15 protein-coding genes, 1 pseudogene and 1 riboswitch are annotated in these 18,384 nt (G+C 71.8%); of the genes and pseudogenes, 11 read left to right on the top strand and 5 right to left on the bottom strand.

The window, feature by feature from the left end; genetic code table 11:
• Together ABZ622_RS32120 and ABZ622_RS32115 are read left to right on the top strand one after the other, a co-directional pair.
• Window positions 1-1,625 (top strand): peptidase C14 (locus ABZ622_RS32120; protein ID WP_360549221.1); only part of this gene is annotated, 1,625 nt, incomplete at its 5' end.
• Entirely contained in the window at window positions 1,622-2,554 is a 933-nt protein-coding gene (locus ABZ622_RS32115; RefSeq protein ID WP_360549219.1) for a GNAT family N-acetyltransferase, read from the top strand. The genes ABZ622_RS32120 and ABZ622_RS32115, both read left to right, overlap by 4 nt.
• A gap of 93 nt (window positions 2,555-2,647) precedes the next feature.
• On the opposite strand, the gene ABZ622_RS32110 is transcribed toward ABZ622_RS32115, so the two are convergent.
• Both ABZ622_RS32110 and ABZ622_RS32105 read right to left on the bottom strand, forming a co-directional pair.
• Entirely contained in the window at window positions 2,648-3,394 is a 747-nt protein-coding gene (locus ABZ622_RS32110; RefSeq protein ID WP_360549217.1) for a DUF5995 family protein, read from the bottom strand.
• 102 nt (window positions 3,395-3,496) lie between these two features.
• Complete coding sequence (locus ABZ622_RS32105; RefSeq protein WP_360549215.1) at window positions 3,497-4,039, bottom strand: CGNR zinc finger domain-containing protein; 543 nt, start codon at window positions 4,037-4,039, stop codon at window positions 3,497-3,499.
• A 102-nt stretch (window positions 4,040-4,141) separates the two neighbouring features.
• Between ABZ622_RS32105 and ABZ622_RS32100 the strand changes: the two genes are divergently transcribed.
• Window positions 4,142-5,725 (top strand): FAD-dependent monooxygenase, encoded by a 1,584-nt coding sequence (locus ABZ622_RS32100; RefSeq protein WP_360549213.1) that lies wholly within the window; start codon window positions 4,142-4,144, stop codon window positions 5,723-5,725.
• Window positions 5,726-5,746: 21 nt separating this feature from the next.
• Here ABZ622_RS32100 and ABZ622_RS32095 read toward each other — a convergent pair whose 3' ends face one another.
• Complete coding sequence (locus tag ABZ622_RS32095; RefSeq protein WP_360549211.1) at window positions 5,747-7,147, bottom strand: solute carrier family 23 protein; 1,401 nt, start codon at window positions 7,145-7,147, stop codon at window positions 5,747-5,749.
• Between the two features lie 179 nt (window positions 7,148-7,326).
• Window positions 7,327-8,574 carry an MFS transporter gene (locus ABZ622_RS32090; protein WP_360549209.1) on the bottom strand — a complete coding sequence of 416 codons (1,248 nt, stop codon included), beginning with the start codon at window positions 8,572-8,574 and terminating at the stop codon, window positions 7,327-7,329.
• Window positions 8,575-8,731: 157 nt separating this feature from the next.
• Here ABZ622_RS32090 and ABZ622_RS32085 point away from each other — a divergent pair, with 157 nt between their 5' ends.
• Entirely contained in the window at window positions 8,732-9,922 is a 1,191-nt protein-coding gene (locus ABZ622_RS32085; RefSeq protein WP_360549207.1) for an ROK family transcriptional regulator, read from the top strand.
• A 131-nt stretch (window positions 9,923-10,053) separates the two neighbouring features.
• Here ABZ622_RS32085 and ABZ622_RS32080 read toward each other — a convergent pair.
• Window positions 10,054-12,394, bottom strand: a pseudogene (locus ABZ622_RS32080) (glycosyl hydrolase family 18 protein).
• A 268-nt stretch (window positions 12,395-12,662) separates the two neighbouring features.
• Window positions 12,663-12,793, top strand: a riboswitch (FMN riboswitch).
• A 159-nt stretch (window positions 12,794-12,952) separates the two neighbouring features.
• Here ABZ622_RS32080 and ribD point away from each other — a divergent pair.
• The 7 genes from ribD to hisG all read left to right on the top strand — a co-directional run bounded on the left by ribD (window position 12,953) and on the right by hisG (window position 18,350).
• Entirely contained in the window at window positions 12,953-14,053 is a 1,101-nt protein-coding gene (gene ribD, locus ABZ622_RS32075) for a bifunctional diaminohydroxyphosphoribosylaminopyrimidine deaminase/5-amino-6-(5-phosphoribosylamino)uracil reductase RibD (RefSeq protein ID WP_360549205.1), read from the top strand.
• The gene (locus tag ABZ622_RS32070; protein WP_360549203.1) at window positions 14,054-14,671 is read left to right on the top strand and encodes a riboflavin synthase; all 618 of its coding nucleotides are present in this window, start codon (window positions 14,054-14,056) and stop codon (window positions 14,669-14,671) included. It abuts the gene before it with no gap.
• On the top strand, window positions 14,668-15,312 hold the full coding sequence (locus tag ABZ622_RS32065; protein WP_124718907.1) for a nicotinamide mononucleotide transporter family protein: 645 nt from the start codon (window positions 14,668-14,670) through the stop codon (window positions 15,310-15,312). Before ABZ622_RS32070 ends, ABZ622_RS32065 begins: the two co-directional genes overlap by 4 nt.
• Window positions 15,309-16,607, top strand: coding sequence for a bifunctional 3,4-dihydroxy-2-butanone-4-phosphate synthase/GTP cyclohydrolase II (locus ABZ622_RS32060; protein ID WP_360549200.1), 1,299 nt, complete (start codon window positions 15,309-15,311; stop codon window positions 16,605-16,607). The genes ABZ622_RS32065 and ABZ622_RS32060 overlap by 4 nt, the downstream gene beginning before the upstream one ends.
• Window positions 16,608-16,637: 30 nt before the next feature.
• Window positions 16,638-17,123 carry a 6,7-dimethyl-8-ribityllumazine synthase gene (ribH, locus tag ABZ622_RS32055; protein WP_124718909.1) on the top strand — a complete coding sequence of 162 codons (486 nt, stop codon included), beginning with the start codon at window positions 16,638-16,640 and terminating at the stop codon, window positions 17,121-17,123.
• A 34-nt stretch (window positions 17,124-17,157) separates the two neighbouring features.
• On the top strand, window positions 17,158-17,430 hold the full coding sequence (locus ABZ622_RS32050) for a phosphoribosyl-ATP diphosphatase (RefSeq protein ID WP_018524273.1): 273 nt from the start codon (window positions 17,158-17,160) through the stop codon (window positions 17,428-17,430).
• A gap of 71 nt (window positions 17,431-17,501) precedes the next feature.
• Window positions 17,502-18,350: an ATP phosphoribosyltransferase gene (gene hisG, locus ABZ622_RS32045; RefSeq protein WP_266917320.1), complete on the top strand. Its 849-nt coding sequence runs from the start codon at window positions 17,502-17,504 to the stop codon at window positions 18,348-18,350.
• Window positions 18,351-18,384: the final 34 nt, after the last annotated feature.

Here is an 18,384-nt window from a genome sequence, read left to right as displayed (position 1 = left end):
ACCGCATACGCACCGAAGGCATCGAGAAGAACACCCACGACAACCCCTTCGGCGCCGTCCTCTCCTTCCGCGGCACCGTCACCGACACCACCGTCAAGCACGCGCTCTCCGGCAAGGTCATCGAGCTGACCGACACCTTCCCGGTACCCGACGCCAAGGCGTTCGCGGTCGGGCAGTGGTGGGCCGTGCAGGTGGACCCGGTCGCGGGCGGCGGCGGTGACGAACGCGAACTGCAGAAGCTGGTCGAGATCACCGAGATCGTCGACGCCGGACACATCCGGATCGGCTACCTCAACGGCTGGGAACTCGCCGCGGGCCGCAACCTCACCTGGACCCGCATCGAACCGGTCCGGGACACCCACATCCGCAACATGGTCTTCGAGGGCGCCGGCCCCGACGAGTACACCGGCTCCCACCCGGTCAGCTTCGAGTATGCCGTGGGCTGCGACGTCTCCGGGATCCACGCCACCGGCACCTTCTGGCCGGTCATCATGCGCCGCTGGTGCACCCGCTTCCGCACCGAGGACTGCTCCCTGAAGAACCCGCCCACCGTCGAGTACGGCGGCGCGGGCTACCTCACCCAGCAGATCTACTGCCTCTACGGACGGGTCGCGGACTGCACGACCAGCAATGTCCGCCATCTCAACGACCTCACCGCCTCCGCCTACTGCACCGTCGTGAACTGCCACGGCGACGGCGACGACGCGGGCGGCAACCCCTTCACCACCCACGGGCAGTACGAGCACGATCTGCTCTTCGACGGCAACTCCGGTCTGATGGACATCGCCAACTCCGGGTCCCAGTGGGGTATTTCGGCGAAGCGGATCACGGTGCGCAGACACGTCTGCTCCTGGTTCACCGCCAACACCAAGATCACCGACCTGACCCTCGAAGACATCACGGTGATCGCCCGCCCCACCTTCGACCAGGCCGGCACCCTCACCGTCAACGCCGACGGCGCCCAGGTGCGCGGCTGCACCGCGAAGACCTTCGCGGTCGCCCAGCGCTCCGCCCGCTCCACCCGGCCCACCACCATCAGCGACTGCTCCTTCGAACCGCCCGCCGGAGCCGTCCTCGTCCAGACCCCGGTCACCGCGCCCGTGCACTTCGTACGCTGCACGTTCAAGGGTGTCGACGGCGCGGTCCTGCGCGGGGCGGGCCCCGTCCACTTCACCGACTGCACGGTCACCGGCGCGGAGAACGCGGCACCGATCTCGGTCGGTTCGGCGGATCTGCGGATCGACGGCGGCAGCTACGACAACACCGGCATCGAACTCAGCGCCGTGCGCGACCAGCGGATCACCGTCACCGGCGGCGCCCGCCTCACCGGCAGCAACAAGGCCAAGGCACTGCTCGGCCGGGCCGCCGGCGAGGGGCGGACCACCTGGGACATCAACGGTCTCAGCAGCTCCGCCGCCGGCCCGGACACCGCCCATGTCCGCATCGCCGACGGGACGAACCACTACGCGGCGACGGGCAGCCGCTTCACCGGCGGCACTCTCCACCTCGCCCCGGAGGCCCTGGCCTCGGTCCTGCACACCACGTGCGTGGAGGACGGTACGAAGCGCAGCGCGATGCCCGTCAACGGCGACAAGGCGCGCACGGACGGGAACCTGACCCTGTGACCGCCACGATCCGCACCGCCACCCCGGCCGACGACCCGGCACTGGCCGCCCTGTGGCGGCGCTGCTTCGAAGCCCCGCAGATCGCCGACCTGTACGCCCTCGATCCGGACCGCCACCGTCACACCTTCGTCGCGCAGAGCGCCGAGGGGGAGGGGATCGACGCGGTCGTCGTCCACGTACCGAGGCTGATCCGTGACGCGGACGGCACCCCGCAGCGGGTCGGTGGCATCGGCAGCGTCGCCACCCGCCCCGAGGCCCGCGGCCAGGGGCTGGTGCGCCGGCTGCTGGAGGCGGCGGAACGCACCATGACGGCCGAAGGATGCGCCTGGTCGCTGCTGTTCACCGGGACGCCCGGTGTCTACCGGGGCTCGGGATGGCAGGAGTTCGCCGGCACGTACACCGAGGGGACGCTCGCGCCCTCGCCCGCCCTCGGGGAGTTCCGGATCCGCCCGGCCACCGTGCGGGACGCCGCCGAGGTGGCCGCCCTGCACCACGCGTACAACGTGGACCGGCCGCTCAGCTCGGTGCGGGCGGCCGAGGACTGGGCGGTGCGGGTGCCCGCCTGGTACGGGCCGGTCGAGCGGTCGCTGGTGGCCCAGGACCCCGTGTCGGGGGTGCTCGCCGGCTGGCTGGTGGCCCGGCACGAAGGGGAGTTCCTGGAGGTGCGCGAGTTCGCGGGCGCCCCCGAGAGCCTGGGCGGGCTGTTCGCCGCCGCCGGCGAACGCGCCAGGGCGGCCGGACTGAGCCGGGCCCGGGTCCGGCTCCCCGACGGTCCCGACGTCCGGGCCGCGCTGCCGGTGCTGCTGGCGGACACCTGGCGGGTGACCGAACGCGTCGGCATGGCACGCCCGCTGCACGCCACCGAGGAATCGGTGCGGGCCACGGTCACGGCACCCGGCGCGGTCCACTGGTACGGCGACTGCTTCTAGCGTCGTCCGTCCGGATCGAGCCCGGAAACATCCGGACGAGAGGCGCCGGGAGGGGCGTGCGCGCGTCGGCTGCCCCCGCAAGGGGGCGCGCCGTCAGCGGCAGGGTGTGAGCAGAAAGCGCCCCACCAGCCCCGCCCCCGCGTCCAGCCGACGGCGGAACTCCTCGGCGAGCAGCGGCACTTCACGCAGCCGCCAGAGCACCAGCGCCGTCGACCAGGCGGCCTCGCGGGCCCGTTCCAGACTCCACGAACCGAACAGATGGGTGAGCGGGTCCGCCAGTTCCAGCAGATCGGGGCCCGGCATCAGATCCTCCCGGATCCGCTCCTCCAGCATCAGCAGAAGATCGCCCACCCGGTCGAACTCGTCCTCCAGATCGGGCGGGGCGCAGCCCAGCGCGCGGCAGGTGTCCACCACGGCGAGCGGCAGATCGTGGCCGATGTGCGCGTTGATGCCGGACAGGGCGAACTGCGGCGGCCGTACGCCCGGATGGTGCCGGTACTGGAAGAGCGGATGCCAGCAGTCGGGCGTCCGCTCTCCCGCCGCCTCGGCGTCGACCGCCGCCAGGTAGCGCTCGGCGAACCGCACGTCCAGCGTGGTGGCGGCTCGCCGGTCCGGGAACGCACCGCGTTCCATCTGCCGCCGGACGGTCTCGGTGACCGTCAGATAGACGCGGTTGAAGACCGCGACCCCGTCCGCGACCCCGTCCTCGGCCCCGCCCACCGGCGGCCGGGCGGAGCGGAGCGCCCGCATCCGGCCGATCACCTCGTCGATGTCGGGGACAGCGGTGACGACCGGTCCGTCCCCCGCCGGGAACCCCTGTGTCTGTTCGAACTGCGCCATGCGGGCAGCGTCCCAGCCGGGCGCCCGCCACGGCACCGATGAGCCGAGGGGTTCATCGGATCGGGCGAACGGTTCCCGCCTCGGCGTGCCGGGCCCGCCGGTTCACCGGTTGCGCTGCGCGCGGTGCGCGGCGACGCGTACGCGGGTGCCGCAGCGGGGTGAGCAGTAGCGCTGCGGAGACCGGCGGCCGGTGTCGATGAAGTAGCGGCGGCAGCCCGGTGCCGCGCACCGGCCCCAGGCGCAGTACCCGCGCTCGCTGAACCAGAGCGCGAGCGCGAGGGCGGCCGTGGACAGGAGCCAGCGGGCGGGTTCCGCGCCCTGGGGCGCCCGGGAGTGGAGCGTCCAGGGGCGTTCGGGCAGCCGGACCAGACGGGGCCGGGCCGGGTACCGGTCGAGCAGGTCGTTGATCGCTTCGGCCGCACGGTCCTCGTCGCTCAGCTCCAGGATCCCGGCGAGGGACGCCGCGGCGTCGCGCAGTTCCCCGGCGGTGGTCTCGGTGAGGGAGAGGGGCGGGCCGCCGTGGCGTTCCAGTACGGCCCGGAGATCGGCCGCGTTCGCCGGGCCGTTGTCCTGGACCGTGTTGATCAGGTCGGTCAGGAAGTACAGGCCTCGTGGACTGTCGTCACCGGGGACATTGCCGCTCATCGCGTCTCCTTTGCTCAGCTCCGGTCCGCCCGGCCCCATGGTAACGTCAATTTAAAGAGTTAGTCGTTACTTGGTCGGTCGGTCATGCGTACGGGGAGGATCATGTCTGTTCCGTCGAAGGTGTCCGTACTGCTCGTCGGGGGCGGACCGATCGGCCTGACCATGTCGGCGCTGCTGTCCGGCCACGGCGTCGACCACCTGCTGGTCGAGGCCCGCCCGAAGACCTCGGACCACCCGAAGGCGCGCGGAGTGTCGGCCCGGTCCATGGAGATCTTCCGGCGGATGGGCCTGGAGGATCGCGTCCGGGAGGCCGGCCTGCCGGCCTCCCAGGTCTTCTTCTACCGGGGCCGAGACCTCGTGGATCCGGATTTCGTCCGTACCGGACTGGCGCATGGCCCGGTACGGGACGAGGAGGAGCACACCCCGTCACCGGGTCTGATCTGCTCCCAGGACGTGCTGGAGCCCATCCTCCTGCGGCACGCCCGGGACCTGGCCGGCCCGCGGGTCCGGTTCGGCATGCGGCTGGTGTCCATGGCCGACGACGGCCACGGTGTGACGGCCGCGGTCGAGGACACCGCCACCGGGGACCGGCACTCCGTGCGCGCGGACTGGGTCGTCGGCTGTGACGGCGCCGCCGGCACCGTACGCACCGGGGCGGGAATCGCGATGGAGGGCCCCACCGGCCTGGGGCGGTACCTCAGCGTCCGCTTCGAGGCACCGCTGGGCGAGGTCGTGGCCGACCGCGCGAGCGCCTCGTACTTCCTCACGGTGCCGGGACGCGGTGGCTTCATGGCCGTCGACAACGACCGGCACTGGATCTACCAGTACCCGCTCGACCCGGAGGCGGAGCAGCGGCCGGACCTCCGGGACCACGACGAGGTGGCCCGGCTCATCCGCACCGCGGCGGGCATCCCGGACCTGGACGTGGACGTGCGGTCCACGATGACCTGGCGGATGGACGCCCGGCTCGCCGCCGCCTACCGCAGTTCACGCGTGCTGCTGGCGGGTGACGCGGCCCACGCGATCCCGCCGGCCGGCGGGCACGGGATGAACACCGGCATCGGGGACGCCGACAACCTGGCCTGGAAGCTGGCGGCCGTCGTCGCCGGACACGCGGGCGACGCCCTGCTCGACAGCTATGAGGCCGAACGCCGGCCGGTCGCCCGCCAGGTCCTCGACATCTCCACCGACAGCGCCCGCAATCGCGCGGGCTACCGCATCGACGACGAACTCCTGCTGACCGCCGACTACCGCTCCACCGCCGTCGTCACCGGCACCGGAACGGGCGGCCGTGCCACCGCACTGGACCCCACGGGCTTTCACCCGGGCTGCGCCCCCGGCCGGCGGGTACCGCACGTCCGGCTGGTCGGCGGCCCGCCCGCGGTCACCTCCACGCTCGACCTCGGCGGCCCCGGCTTCACCCTCCTCACCAGGACGGACAGCCCGGCCTGGCGTCAGGAGGCCGATGCCGTCCGCGCGGCGACGGGCATTCCGGTCGTCGCCCGCGCCCTCGATGCCGGGGCGCAGCGGGAAGCCGTCCCCGGACAGTGGGCCGGACTCCGCGGCACGGCGGAAGCGGACGGCGCCGTCCTCGTACGTCCCGACGGGCATGTCGCCTGGGTCGCGCCCGGCTTCTCGCGCACGGCACTCGCCGTGACCCTGCGCCGCGTCCTGTCCGGCGGGTGAGGGCCGCCCCGGCGGGGGGCCCTACGGCTTCTCGTCAGGATTCCGGGCGGCTTCGTCGTCGTACGCCGACGTGCCCGAGTCCAGCAGGGGCTCCTGGGTCTTGAGGTGTGCCGGGGCGAAGGCGCGCAGCACGTGATAGCCGGTGATCACCACGATGGTGCCGAGCGCGATCCCGCTCAGTTCGAAGTTGTCGGTGATCTTCAGGCTGACTCCGCCGACGCCGATGATGATGCCCGCGGCGGCCGGCACCAGGTTCAGCGGGTTGCGCAGATCGACCTTGGCGTTCAGCCAGATCTGGGCGCCGAGCAGGCCGATCATGCCGTAGAGGATGACGGTGATGCCGCCGAGCACCCCGCCGGGGATGGCGGCGACGACCGCGCCGAACTTGGGGCAGAGGCCGAAGAGCAGGGCGAAGCAGGCGGCGGCCCAGTACGCGGCTGTGGAGTAGACCCGGGTGGCGGCCATCACGCCGATGTTCTCCGAGTACGTGGTGTTCGGCGGACCGCCCACCGCGGTCGACAGCATCGACGCGGCGCCGTCGGCGGCGATCGCGGTGCCCAGCTTGTCGTCCAGCGAGGCGCCGGTCATCTCACCGACGGCCTTCACGTGCCCGGCGTTCTCCGCGATCAGCGCGATGACCACCGGCAGGGCGACCAGGATCGCCGACCACTCGAAGCTCGGCGCGTGGAAGGACGGCAGCCCGATCCAGTCGGCCTTGGCGACACCCGACAGGTCGAGCCGCCAGTGGTCCACGGCCTCCGCGCCACCGGCCGGGGAGTGGATCTTGCCGAAGACCCGGTCGAGGACCCAGGACAGCGCGTACCCGAAGACCAGGCCGAGGAAGATCGCGATGCGTGAGAAGAAACCGCGCAGGCACACTACGGCCAGACCGGTGAACAGCATCACCAGCAGGGCCGTCCACTGGTCCTGCGGCCAGTACGTCGACGCGGTCACCGGGGCCAGGTTGAAACCGATCAGCATGACGACCGCGCCGGTGACCACCGGCGGCATCGCCGCGTGGATGATCCGGGCACCGAACCGCTGCACCGCGAGACCGGCGAGGAAGAGCACCGCGCCGACGACGAAGACCGCACCGGTGACCACGGCACTGCTGCCGCCGCTCGCCCGGATCGTCGCCGCGACCCCGACGAAGGAGAGCGAACAGCCGAGGTAGCTGGGCACCTGGCCGCGGGTGGCCAGCAGGAAGATGGCCGTCGCGACACCCGACATCATGATCGCCAGGTTCGGGTCCAGACCCATGAGCACCGGCGCGACGAACGACGCCCCGAACATGGCGACCACGTGCTGGGCGCCCAGCCCGAACGTACGGGGCCAGGAGAGCCGTTCGTCCGGCCTGACCACGGCCCCCGGGGCGGGGGTCTTTCCGTCGCCGTGCAAGGTCCAGCGCACGCCGAGGCCCATGGTCGCTCCCTGAGTGTTGGGTGCGGAGCCGAGCGCCTCGCCGGGCACGTCGCTGCCGCAGAAATGATCAGCGCCATGGTAATGCCGGACCGCGCGGTGTTCGCGGCCGGGCCGTGCCTTCCCGGACACGGACGACGCAGGTGGGGCGGGGGAGCGGGCCCGCCCGCCACCGCGACCGCTCAGGGACGCGGCTCGGTGGCTGCCGGACTCCGGGGACCGGCGTCCGGGGCACCCGCGTCGGAGGCCGGCGCCGCCCGGCGGTCGCCCGCCCGCAGCACCCCCGCCCCCAGCACCAGGCCGAACGCCAGCACCGTCACCAGGCCGAACGACACGACCAGCGAGGTCGCCTCGGCCAGCGAGCCGATCGCGGACGGGGCGATCAGCCCGGAGGTGTACGTGATGGTGGCGACGCCCGCGATCGCCTGGCTCGGGTTCGGACCGCTGCGCCCGGCCGCCGCGAAGGCCAGCGGCACGACCACGGCCACACCGAGGCCGAGGAGCCCGAAGCCGCACATCGCCAGGACGGCGTCGGGCGAGGCGACCACGAGCAGCCCGCCGACCGTCGCGAGCACCCCGCCGACCCGTACGGTCCGGACCGCGCCGAAGCGGTCGACGACCGTGTCACCGGCGATCCGGGCGATCGCCATGGTCAGCGCGAACGCCGTCGTGGACGCCGCGGCGAGCCCCGCGGAGGTGTCCATGATGTCCCGCAGATACACCGCCGACCAGTCCAGACTGGCGCCCTCCGCGAACACCGCGCAGAAGCCCACCGCGCCGATGACCAGCGCCGACTTCGGCGGCAGCGTGAAGCGCGGCGGCGGCTCCTCGTCGGGTTCGCTGCGCAGATCCAGTACGTCCCGGCAGGCGATCAGGCCGAGCGCGGTGAGCACCAGGGCGGCCAGGGTGTGGTGCAGCCGGGCGTCGGTGCCCAGATGCGCGGCCACTGTTCCCGCCGCCGAACCGATCAGGGCGCCCACGCTCCACATCCCGTGCAGCCCGGACATGATCGACTTGTCCAGGCGGTTCTCCACCTCGACGCCGAGGGCGTTCATCGCCACGTCCGACATGCCGGCCGAGGCCCCGTACACGAAGAGCGCGGCGCACAGCGTCAGCAGGTTGGGTGCCAGCGCGGGCAGGACCAGCGCCAGCGTCCACAGGGCGAGCAGTCCGCGAAGTGCGGTCTTCGCGCCGAAGCGATGGCTGATCGCGCCGGCCAGCGGCATCGCGAGCGAGGCGCCGATCGCCGGGAAGGCGAGGGCCAGACCGAGCTGGCCGGCGCTGATCCCGGCGTGCTCCTGGATCCAGGGCACCCGGGTGGCGAAGCTGCCGGTCACCGTGCCGTGCACGGTGAAGACCGCGGCGACGGCGAACCTGGCCCGCCTCACCTGCGCCGTGCCGAAGCCCGCGTCTGCGGAATCCGCTGTCATACCGCCGTGCCCTCCCTTGGGAATTCTCTCGGAACCCGCTGTCTGCGGCGGCCCCGGTGCCCGTCTCCACGGTGCGCGCAGTAAACTATCAGGAACCCTGCCTGATAAATAGTGTGCCGGTACGTCCAGCACGTCAGCGATCTGGAAGGATCCCGGCATGCCCGCATCACCGAGCACCGCACGGGCCATCAACGACCGGCTCGCCCTGCGACTGCTCCAGCAGGACGGCCCGCTGACGGCCACCCAGCTGAAGACCCTGACCGGCCTCTCCCGGCCCACCGTCGCCGACCTCGTCGAACGGCTCCAGGGAGCCGGTCTGATCAGGGTCGTCGGCGAGACCGGCGCCGAGCGCCGCGGCCCCAACGCCCGGCTGTACGGGATCGCCGCCGACCGCGCCCATCTCGCCGCGCTCGACGTACGCACCAGCAGCGTCGCCGTGGTCGTCGCCGATCTCCTCGGCACCACGCTCGCCGAGGCCACCCTGCCCATCGGCAGCGACACCGACACCGAGGCTGCCGCCGAACGGGCCGCCGCACTCCTGGAGCGCACCGCGCGCGAGGCCGGTGCCGGCCCGCTGCACAGCGTCGGTATCGGCGCACCCGGGCTGATCGACCCGGTCACCGGCGAGCTGCGCGACACCAGCGGGCTGCCCGCCTGGCACCGGCGGCTGGTGCGGGTGCTCCAGCAGCGGCTGCCGGCGACCGTGCTGGTCGAGAACGAGACCAACCTCGCCGCGGTCGCCGAACACCGCGGCGGAGCGGCCGCCGACCGCGACACCTTCGTACTCTTCTGGCTCGGCCACGGCGTCGGCGCCGCCGTCATGCTGGACGGGAAGCTCCGCCGGGGAGCCTCCGGCGGAGCGGGCGAGATCGGCTTCCTGCCGGTGCCCGGTACGGCCGGTACGCCGTCCGCGCTCAACTGCGACGGCGGCTTCCACTCACTGGTCGGCTCGGCCCCGGTCTGTGAACTGGCCGCCGCCCACGGCATCGCCGTGCCGCCGGGCGCGGCCGAGGGCGACAAGGAACCGGGAGCCGCTTCGGCCGTGCGGGCCGCGCTGGCCGGGGAGGGGGACCACGAGGCGTTCCTGGACACCCTCGCCGAGCGCCTCGCGCTGGGCGCCGCGGCCATCGCCTCCGTCCTCGACCCGGGCTGTGTGCTGCTGGCGGGCGAGGTCGGCCACGCGGGCGGAGCCGCGCTCGCGGCACGGGTCGAGGAACGGCTGACCCGGATGTCACCGCTGCGCACCGAGGTCAGGGCCGGGCGGCTGGGCGGCGCGGCGGTGCTCCGCGGCGCGCTGCTCGCCGCCCGGGACGCGGCCCAGGACGAGCTGTTCACGCCGGCCGGCTGAGGGCTGTCCCGTAATCCCTGGCTGTCGTCGCACGCCCGCCAGGGATTACGGGCCGGCCCCTGGCTTCGAACAGCGGGAGCCCGGCGGTGACCGGGGGCGATCCGGTCACCGCCGGGCGGTACGGGGGAGGGTCAGCAGGCCCCGAGGTCCTGCCAGACACCCCAGTCACCGGTGGAGCCGGGCTCATCGCCCTTCGTCCACCACTTGGCCTTCCACTGGCGGGTGCCGTGGGCGACCGTCGTGCCGGCGCCGTACTCGGAGCCCGCGCTCCAGGCGGGTGCGGCGCAGCCGCCGCCACCGGGCGTCGGGTCCGGCGACGGCGTCGGCGTACCCGTGCCGGGGTCGACCGGGGTGGTGCCGCGCGCCAGGTCGCCGGCGAGGGCGTACGACTTCCCGCCGAAGCTCACCGTCCAGTTCGACGGTGTGGAGGTGGGCAGGTAGTAGACGAAGTCGACCTGGACCGAGGCGCCGGGAGCCAGGCTCTGCCAGCCCGGCAGCTTCAGCGAGACCCGGTTGTAGTCGCCCTTGAGCCCGCCGATGTTGTCGGCGGCGGTGTGGTCGCTGCGCACGATCGTGGTGCCGAAGCCCGACTGGTCCTTGGCGTTGGCCGGCGCGGACGTCGCGTAGTCGAACCGGAACTCCGTGGAGCCGGGCAGGGTCGCCTTCGTGTTGTTGGTGATCCTCAGCTTGGGGCTGATCGGGTAGTTGGAGTCACCGAGCGGGAACTGGTCGAAGGACACGTCGATGTCGAGCGCCTCGGTGGGCAGATCGATGGTGGACCGCTTCGCGCCGTACGGGGTGGCCGACTTGAACTTGTCGTACATCGCCGTGGTGAGCGTGGAGCCCGGCCCGTACTGTCCCTTGGCGGCGTCCCAGCCGTAGTCGCCGGCGAGTTCCCAGATCATGGTGCCGCCGATGCCCTTGTCGACCACGTAGTCGGCCTTCGCGGCGACCGACTGCTCGTCCTCGGTGGACAGGAAGACCTTCTTCTCGGCGTTCCAGAGCCAGGGCGCGACCAGCGTCGAGTCGTACTTGCGGGCGTAGGTGCCGGTGAGCGTGGTGCCGGCCGGGAAGCCGTAGTCGGTGGCGTAGTCGCCGACGATGCCCTTCTCCAGGTTCTTCGCATGCCACATCGGGTTGGAACCGGCCGGAGATTCCTTGCCGTTCGTGTCCAGTTCGTGCCAGAGGTTGTCGATCCCGACGGCGCCGTCACCGCACTTGGTCAGACCCGCGCCGGCCGGGCAGTCGGTGGTGGCGGCCCGGCCCCACAGCCCGTCCGTGCCGCCCTGCACGTTCTTGAAGCCGCGGGTGTAGTACGGCAGGCCGATGTTGATCCGGCCGGACGGCATCGAACCGCGGAAGTAGTGGTAGGCCCAGTCGGTGTTGAGGTAGCCGGTGCCGCCGTACTGCGAGGTCGAATAGACACCCGCCTGGGCGAGTTCGGCGTCCTTGCCGTCGTCGAAGAGCGCGGCGTTGGGCCCGACGTACTCGTTCCAGGCGCCGTGCAGGTCGTACGACATGATGTTGACGTAGTCCAGGTACTTCTGGACCTGGAAGGTCTCCATCCCACGCAGCAGGTAGCCGGACGAGGGCGCGGCCACGCTCAGCAGGTAGTGGGTGCCGTCCGCGGCGGACGCCCGGTCGAGCCTCTCGCGCAGTGTCTTCATCAGCGCGGCGTAACCCTTGACCAGACCGGCCCGGCGCGCGTTGGACAGCGTCCGGTCCAGCGGGTTGCCCGCGTCCTTCATGGTCGTCGGGTACTCGTAGTCGATGTCAACGCCGTTGAAGCCGTACTTCTTGACGAACGCGACGGCCGAGTCGGCGAAGGTGTCGATGCCCGCCCGGTTGACCGAGCCGTCGGCGTTGGTCGCCATCGAGTAGAAGCCGCCGGAGTCCACCCGCTTGCCGCTGTCGGCGAAGTAGCCGCCGGTCTCGGCCCAGCCGCCCACCGACACCATGGTCTTCACGTTCGGGTGCTTCTTCTTGAACTTGCTCAGCAGGTTGAAATGGCCCTTGTAGGGGAGGTCCGGTGTAGGGGAGGTCCGGGTCCACCTCGGCGCCCGCGACCCCCGGCCAGGTCATGCCGGTCGAGGCGTTGTCCGGGCCGTCGGCGCCGACCGAGAGTTTGTTGTTGCCGTCGACGTGGGCGAACGCGTAATTCAAATGGGTGACTTTGTCCCAGGGGATGTCGGGGACGAGATAGGCGGGCCTGCCGTCCTTGCCGGTCCGCCAGTTCGTGAAGTAACCGATGACCCGCCGCTGGTGGTCGGCGCCCATCTTCTCGCGGCCCTCGGTGTCGTAGACGGAGCAGTACGGGACGGCGACACCGGGTGTCTCGTAGAGCCCGTCGGGGCGACAAAACTCCTGGTCGGCGGCGGCCGACGGGGTGGCGGCGAGCGAGCCCATCAGCAGCGCGGCGACGGCCGCGCCGGCTGCGAGCAGGGTGGCTCTCGCACGGGTGGGGGACAGCACGTTCGGTTCCTCCCGGGGAGGTTCGGCAGAACACAACTGGCAAAGGGGTGGGTCGTGTTGGTGCCCCGGGTGTGCGCACACCGCGGGACCGCTCCTCGGAGGTGACGCAGAGATTAAAAGGACTAGACCAGTGCGTCAATAGGTCTGGACCTTTAGGCGTCAACTTCTTCCGCCGTGCCGTCCGGCGCGGGCGCCCTGTGAGCCAGTCCACAGACACTCACCCGCATGGCCCACCGCGCGGCGTGGCACACTGATCGTGTACCAGCAGCAGCGCACTCCGGGGTCGGTGCAATTCCGAACCGGCGGTTATAGTCCGCGACCCGTCCGCATCCAGCGGCCGGTTGACCAGGTGGGATTCCTGGACCGACGGTTAAAGTCCGGATGGGAGGCAGTGCGCGGCGGGCCGTTTCGCGGGTACGCCGCCGTCGGCGGATGGTTTTCGGGCAACCGGTCCATCCGTGTTTTCCGGCTTTTCCGGCGTTCCCCCGTGGCGTTCCCGTTTCATCTGTCGTCATCGACAGGCCCCGGAGTCCGTGCCCGAAGAGGCAGGAGGACCCGGTGGACACCGCAGCCGACATCACCGCCATGCGCCGTGCGATCACGCTCGCCGCCCGCGGTCTCGGCTCCACCAGCCCCAACCCCGTCGTCGGCTGCGTCATTCTCGACGACGCGGGCCACCGGGCCGGAGAAGGCTTCCACCAGCGGGCCGGCGGACCGCACGCCGAGATCCACGCCCTGCGCGAGGCGGGCGGGAGGGCCCGGGGCGGCACCGCCTACGTCACCCTCGAACCCTGCAACCACACCGGCCGCACCGGCCCCTGTGCCCAGGCGCTCATCGAGGCCGGGGTCGCCCGCGTCGTCTACGCCGTCGGCGACCCGAACCCGCAGGCCACCGGCGGCGCGGACACCCTGCGCGCGGCCGGGATCAAGGCCGGGCAGGGGCTCCTCGCGGACGAGGCCGAGGCGGGCAATGCGGCCTGGCTCACCTCGGTGCGCCTGGGCCGCCCGTACGTCCTGTGGAAGTACGCGGCGACCCTCGACGGCCGGATCGCGGCCGCCGACGCCACCAGCCGCTGGATCACCTCCGCCGAGTCCCGCGCCGACGTCCACCGGCTGCGCGCCGAGGCCGACGCCGTGGTGGTCGGCTCCGGCACCGCCCGCACCGACGACCCGCAGCTCGGCGTACGCGGCATCGAGGGCGCCGCGCAGCCGCTGCGGGTGGTCGTCGACACCGGCGCCACCGCCGTACGCCCCGGCGCCCGGGTCCTCGACGACACCGCGCCCACCCTGGTCGCCCTCGCCGAGGACGCCGACGCCGGGCACCTGCCCGAAGCCGCCGTCCTGCGGCTGCCGCGCGCCGCCCACGGCCCCGGCCTGGACATCCCCGCCCTGCTCCGTGCCCTGCACGGGCGCGGCATCCGCTCCGTACTCCTCGAAGGCGGCCCGACCCTGGCCGGAGCCTTCGTCGCCGCGGGAATGGTCGACAAGGTCGTCGGCTATCTCGCCCCCGTACTCCTCGGCGCAGGCCCCGCGGCCCTCGCCGACGCCGGAATCTCCACCATCGCCGAGGCGTTGCGCCTCGATGTGACCGAGACCGTCCGCATCGGCCCCGATCTGCGCATCACCGCCGTCCCCGGCCCTGCCCGGAAGGGAAACTGAGTGTTCACCGGAATTGTCGAAGAACTGGGTGAAGTCACCGCCGTCGAGAAGCTCGCCGACGCCTCCCGCTTCCGCCTGCGCGGCCGAGTGGTCACCGAAGGCGCCAAGCACGGCGACTCCATCGCCGTCAACGGCGTCTGCCTCACCGTCGTCGAGCTCGGCGACGGCGAATTCACCGCCGACGTCATGGCCGAGACCCTCGACCGGTCCAGCCTCGGCGCCCTGGACACCGGCTCCCGGGTCAACCTGGAACGCCCCATGGCGGTCGGCGGCCGGCTCGGCGGACACATCGTCCAGGGCCATGTGGACGGCACCGGGCACATCGTCGAGCGCAGGATCTCCGAGAACTGGGAGATCGTGAAGGTCTCCCTCCCCGCGCACCTGAGCCGCTACGTGGTCGAGAAGGGCTCGATCACCGTCGACGGCGTCAGCCTCACCGTCGTGGACGCCGGAACCGACTACTTCACCATCAGCCTCATCCCCACCACCCTCGCCCTGACCACGCTCGGCATCAAGGAGCCCGGCGACCCGGTCAACCTGGAGGTGGACATCATCGCGAAGTACGTCGAGCGGCTGCTCGGCAACACCGCGCAGGAACCCGGGGAGCCGGTCCGGTGACCGCCCTGCACTGGCTGAACTCGGAGGCGTTCACCGTCTTCGGGCAGCACATCATCTGGTCCGACATGATCGGCAACACCGTCGGTCTGATCGCCCTGACCCTGGGCTGGCTCCGCTCGATCTGGACCTGGCCCGCCCAGCTGCTGTCCGGCGTCGTGCTGGTCGCCGCCAACGCCTCCGTGCACCAGGCGGGCAGCGTCGGCAAGCAGCTCGTCGTCATCGCCGTGGCCGTCTGGGGCTGGCAGCAGTGGACCCGGGGCCGACAGCAGGCCCAGGACGGCTCCATCGCCGTACGGTTCGCCACCTGGCGCGAGCGCGGCTACCTGCTCGGCGGCGCCGCCCTCGGCACCCTCGCCGTCGGCGGCCTGTTCACCGCGTTCCCCTCGCTCTCCTGGAGCCCCTGGGCGGACGCCTACATATTCGCCGGCACGCTCGTGGCGATGCTCGCCCAGGCCCGCGGCATGGTCGAGTTCTGGTTCGCCTGGCTGCTGGTCGACCTGGTCGGCGTACCGCTGAACTTCCACAGCGGGCTCGCCTTCTCCGGTCTCATCTACGTCGTGTACGGCGCCCTGGTCCTGTGGGGCATGCGCGACTGGTGGCTGCGTTCGCGGACACCCGCTCTGGAAGGAGCCACGGCATGACTGCCCAGCCCACCTGGTTGCACCGGGAACCCCCGAGCGCCGCGGAAGACCTCCGCCTCGACCCCGTCGAGCAGGCGATCCGGGACATCGCCGCCGGACGGCCCGTAGTGGTCGTCGACGACGAGGACCGGGAGAACGAGGGCGACCTCGTCATCGCCGCCGAGAAGGCCACCCCCGAGATCGTCGCGTTCATGATGAGCGAGTGCCGCGGCCTGATCTGCGCACCCATGGAGAACGACGAGCTGGAACGGCTCGGACTCCCGCAGATGGTCGACCACAACACCGAGTCGATGCGCACCGCGTTCACCGTCACCGTCGACGCGACCGCCGCCCACGGCGTCACCACCGGCATCTCCGCCGCCGACCGGGCCACCACGCTCCGGCTGCTGGCCGGCGGCGAGGCCGGCCCCGGCGACTTCGTACGGCCCGGCCACATCTTCCCGCTCCGCGCCCGCTCCGGCGGCGTACTGGTCCGCAACGGCCACACCGAGGCCGCCGTCGACCTCGCCCGGCTCGCCGGACTGCGGCCCGCCGGGGCCATCGTGGAGATCGCCGGCGAGGACGGCGTGATGCTGCGGCTGCCGCAGCTCGTCCCCTTCGCCCGCAAGCACGGCCTCACGATCATCTCCATCGAGGACCTGATCGCCCACCGCCGCAGCTCGGAGCCGACCGTCCGCCGCGAGGCCGAGGTACGGCTGCCGACGGCCTTCGGCGCGTTCACCGCGTACGGCTACCGCTCCACCACCGACGGCGTCGAGCACGTCGCCCTCGTCCACGGCGACCTCGGGGACGGCGACGACATCCTGGTCCGGGTCCACTCCGAGTGCCTGACCGGCGACATCTTCCAGTCCCAGCGCTGCGACTGCGGGCCCCAGCTGCACGCGTCCATGCGCCGGATCACCGAGGAGGGCCGCGGCGTGGTCGTCTATCTGCGCGGCCACGAGGGCCGGGGCATCGGCCTGCTGTCCAAGCTGCGCGCCTACGAACTCCAGGAGCGCGGCATCGACACCCTCGACGCCAACCTGGAGCTCGGCCTGCCCGCCGACGCCCGGGACTACGCGGCCGGCGCCCAGATCCTCAAGGACCTCGGCGTGCACAGCCTGAGGCTGATGACCAACAACCCCGACAAGACGGCCGCGATCCTGCGGCACGGGCTCGCCGTGACCGGCCGCGAGCCGATGCCCGTCCAGGCCGGCGAGCACAATCTGCGCTACCTGCGCACCAAGCGCGACCGCATGGGGCACGACCTGCCCTGGCTCGACACCGCCACGGCGTCGACCTGCGGCAACCAGTAACGAATCACGGAAACGAGCGGCAGGAGAGACATGAGCGGCAAGGGCGCACCCGAACTGTCCGTACGCAACTGCGGTGACCTGCGTGTGGCGGTCGTCGCCGCGCAGTGGCACGAGAAGATCATGGACGGCCTCGTCGACGGCGCCCTGCGCGCCCTGCACGAACTCGGCATCGACGAGCCGACCCTGCTCCGGGTGCCCGGCAGCTTCGAACTCCCGGTCGTCGCCAAGGTCCTCGCGGGCCGCGGCTACGACGCGGTCGTCGCCCTCGGCGTGATCATCCGCGGCGGCACACCGCACTTCGAGTACGTGTCCCACGGCGTCACCAACGGCCTCACCCAGGTCGCCGTCGACACCGGCGTCCCGGTCGGCTTCGGCGTACTCACGTGCGACACGGAGGAGCAGGCGCTGGACCGGGCCGGCCTCGAAGGGTCCAACGAGGACAAGGGGCACGAAGCGGTCACCGCGGCCGTCGCCACCGCCGCCACACTGCGCACGGTCAGCGAGCCCTGGCGCTGAGCACAGGGCACCGACCCCGTACTCTGGGACCATCATGGCGAACAAAACCTTCGAAGAGCTCTTCGCCGAGCTGCAGCTCAAGGCCGCCAACGGCGACCCCTCCACCTCCCGTACCGCCGAGCTCGTGGACAAGGGCGTCCATGCCATCGGCAAGAAGGTCGTCGAGGAGGCCGCCGAAGTCTGGATGGCCGCCGAGCACGAGAGCAAGGACGCGGCCGCCGAGGAGATCTCCCAGCTGCTGTACCACGTCCAGGTGATGATGGTCGCCCGCGGGATCTCGCTCGACGACGTCTACGCCCACCTCTGAGCACCACCCCCGCACCACGTACGTCCGCACCTCCGCAGAAGACTCCCTCCTCGCAAAGGAAACCTGACCTCATGCTGCGCATCGCCGTCCCCAACAAGGGTTCACTCTCCGGGCCTGCGATGGCGATGCTCCATGAGGCCGGATACCAGCAGCGCAAGGAGTCCAAGGAACTCGTCCTCGTCGACCCCGAGAACGAGGTCGAGTTCTTCTACCTGCGGCCGCGCGACATCGCGATCTACGTCAGCTCCGGCCGGCTCGACATCGGCATCACCGGCCGCGACCTCCTGCTGGACTCCGGCGCCGACTCCGAGGAGATCCTCCAGCTCGGCTTCGCCCGCTCCACCTTCCGCTACGCCACCAAGCCCGGCTCGGCCGAGGGCCCGCAGGACTTCGACGGCATGACGATCGCCACCTCCTACGAGGGCATCGTCGCCAAGCACCTCGCCGATGTCGGCGTCAACGCCTCCGTCGTCCACCTCGACGGCGCGGTCGAGACCGCCATCGAGCTCGGTGTCGCCCAGGTCATCGCCGATGTCGTGGAGACCGGTACCAGCCTGCGCAACGCCGGGCTCGAAGTCATCGGTGAGCCGATCATGAAGTCGGAGGCCGTCGTCATCCGCCGCACCGGCGCCCCGGACGACGACCCCAAGGTGCAGCAGTTCCTCCGCCGCCTCCAGGGCGTCCTGGTCGCCCGCTCCTACGTGATGATGGACTACGACTGCCGCGTCGAGCACCTGGAGCGCGCGGTCGCCCTCACCCCGGGCCTGGAGTCGCCGACCATCTCGCCGCTGCACCACGAGGGCTGGGTCGCCGTCCGCTCCATGGTCGCCGCCCGGGAGGCGCAGCGGATCATGGACGATCTGTACGACCTCGGCGCCCGCGCCATCCTCACCACCGCCATCCACGCCTGCCGCCTCTGACGGCCGGGCGCCCACCCGGAAGACAGAAGAACAT

The sequence above is a fragment of the Streptomyces sp. NPDC007164 genome, assembly GCF_040634135.1.
GTDB lineage: Bacteria > Actinomycetota > Actinomycetes > Streptomycetales > Streptomycetaceae > Streptomyces > Streptomyces sanglieri.
The sequence above is the reverse complement of the archived record's forward strand: the minus strand, read 5'-3'. Positions and strand labels throughout refer to the sequence as shown.

Excerpts from the sequence above, each read along its gene's own strand:
- ABZ622_RS32110 (WP_360549217.1), bottom strand. The coding sequence starts at position 3,394 with ATGGCGCAGTTCGAACAGACACAGGGGTTCCCGGCGGGGGACGGACCG.
- ABZ622_RS32105 (WP_360549215.1), bottom strand. The coding sequence starts at position 4,039 with ATGAGCGGCAATGTCCCCGGTGACGACAGTCCACGAGGCCTGTACTTC.
- ABZ622_RS32100 (WP_360549213.1), top strand. The coding sequence starts at position 4,142 with ATGTCTGTTCCGTCGAAGGTGTCCGTACTGCTCGTCGGGGGCGGACCG.
- ABZ622_RS32095 (WP_360549211.1), bottom strand. The coding sequence starts at position 7,147 with ATGGGCCTCGGCGTGCGCTGGACCTTGCACGGCGACGGAAAGACCCCC.
- ABZ622_RS32090 (WP_360549209.1), bottom strand. The coding sequence starts at position 8,574 with ATGACAGCGGATTCCGCAGACGCGGGCTTCGGCACGGCGCAGGTGAGG.
- ABZ622_RS32085 (WP_360549207.1), top strand. The coding sequence starts at position 8,732 with ATGCCCGCATCACCGAGCACCGCACGGGCCATCAACGACCGGCTCGCC.
- ABZ622_RS32060 (WP_360549200.1), top strand. The coding sequence starts at position 15,309 with ATGACTGCCCAGCCCACCTGGTTGCACCGGGAACCCCCGAGCGCCGCG.
- ribH (WP_124718909.1), top strand. The coding sequence starts at position 16,638 with ATGAGCGGCAAGGGCGCACCCGAACTGTCCGTACGCAACTGCGGTGAC.
- ABZ622_RS32050 (WP_018524273.1), top strand. The coding sequence starts at position 17,158 with ATGGCGAACAAAACCTTCGAAGAGCTCTTCGCCGAGCTGCAGCTCAAG.
- hisG (WP_266917320.1), top strand. The coding sequence starts at position 17,502 with ATGCTGCGCATCGCCGTCCCCAACAAGGGTTCACTCTCCGGGCCTGCG.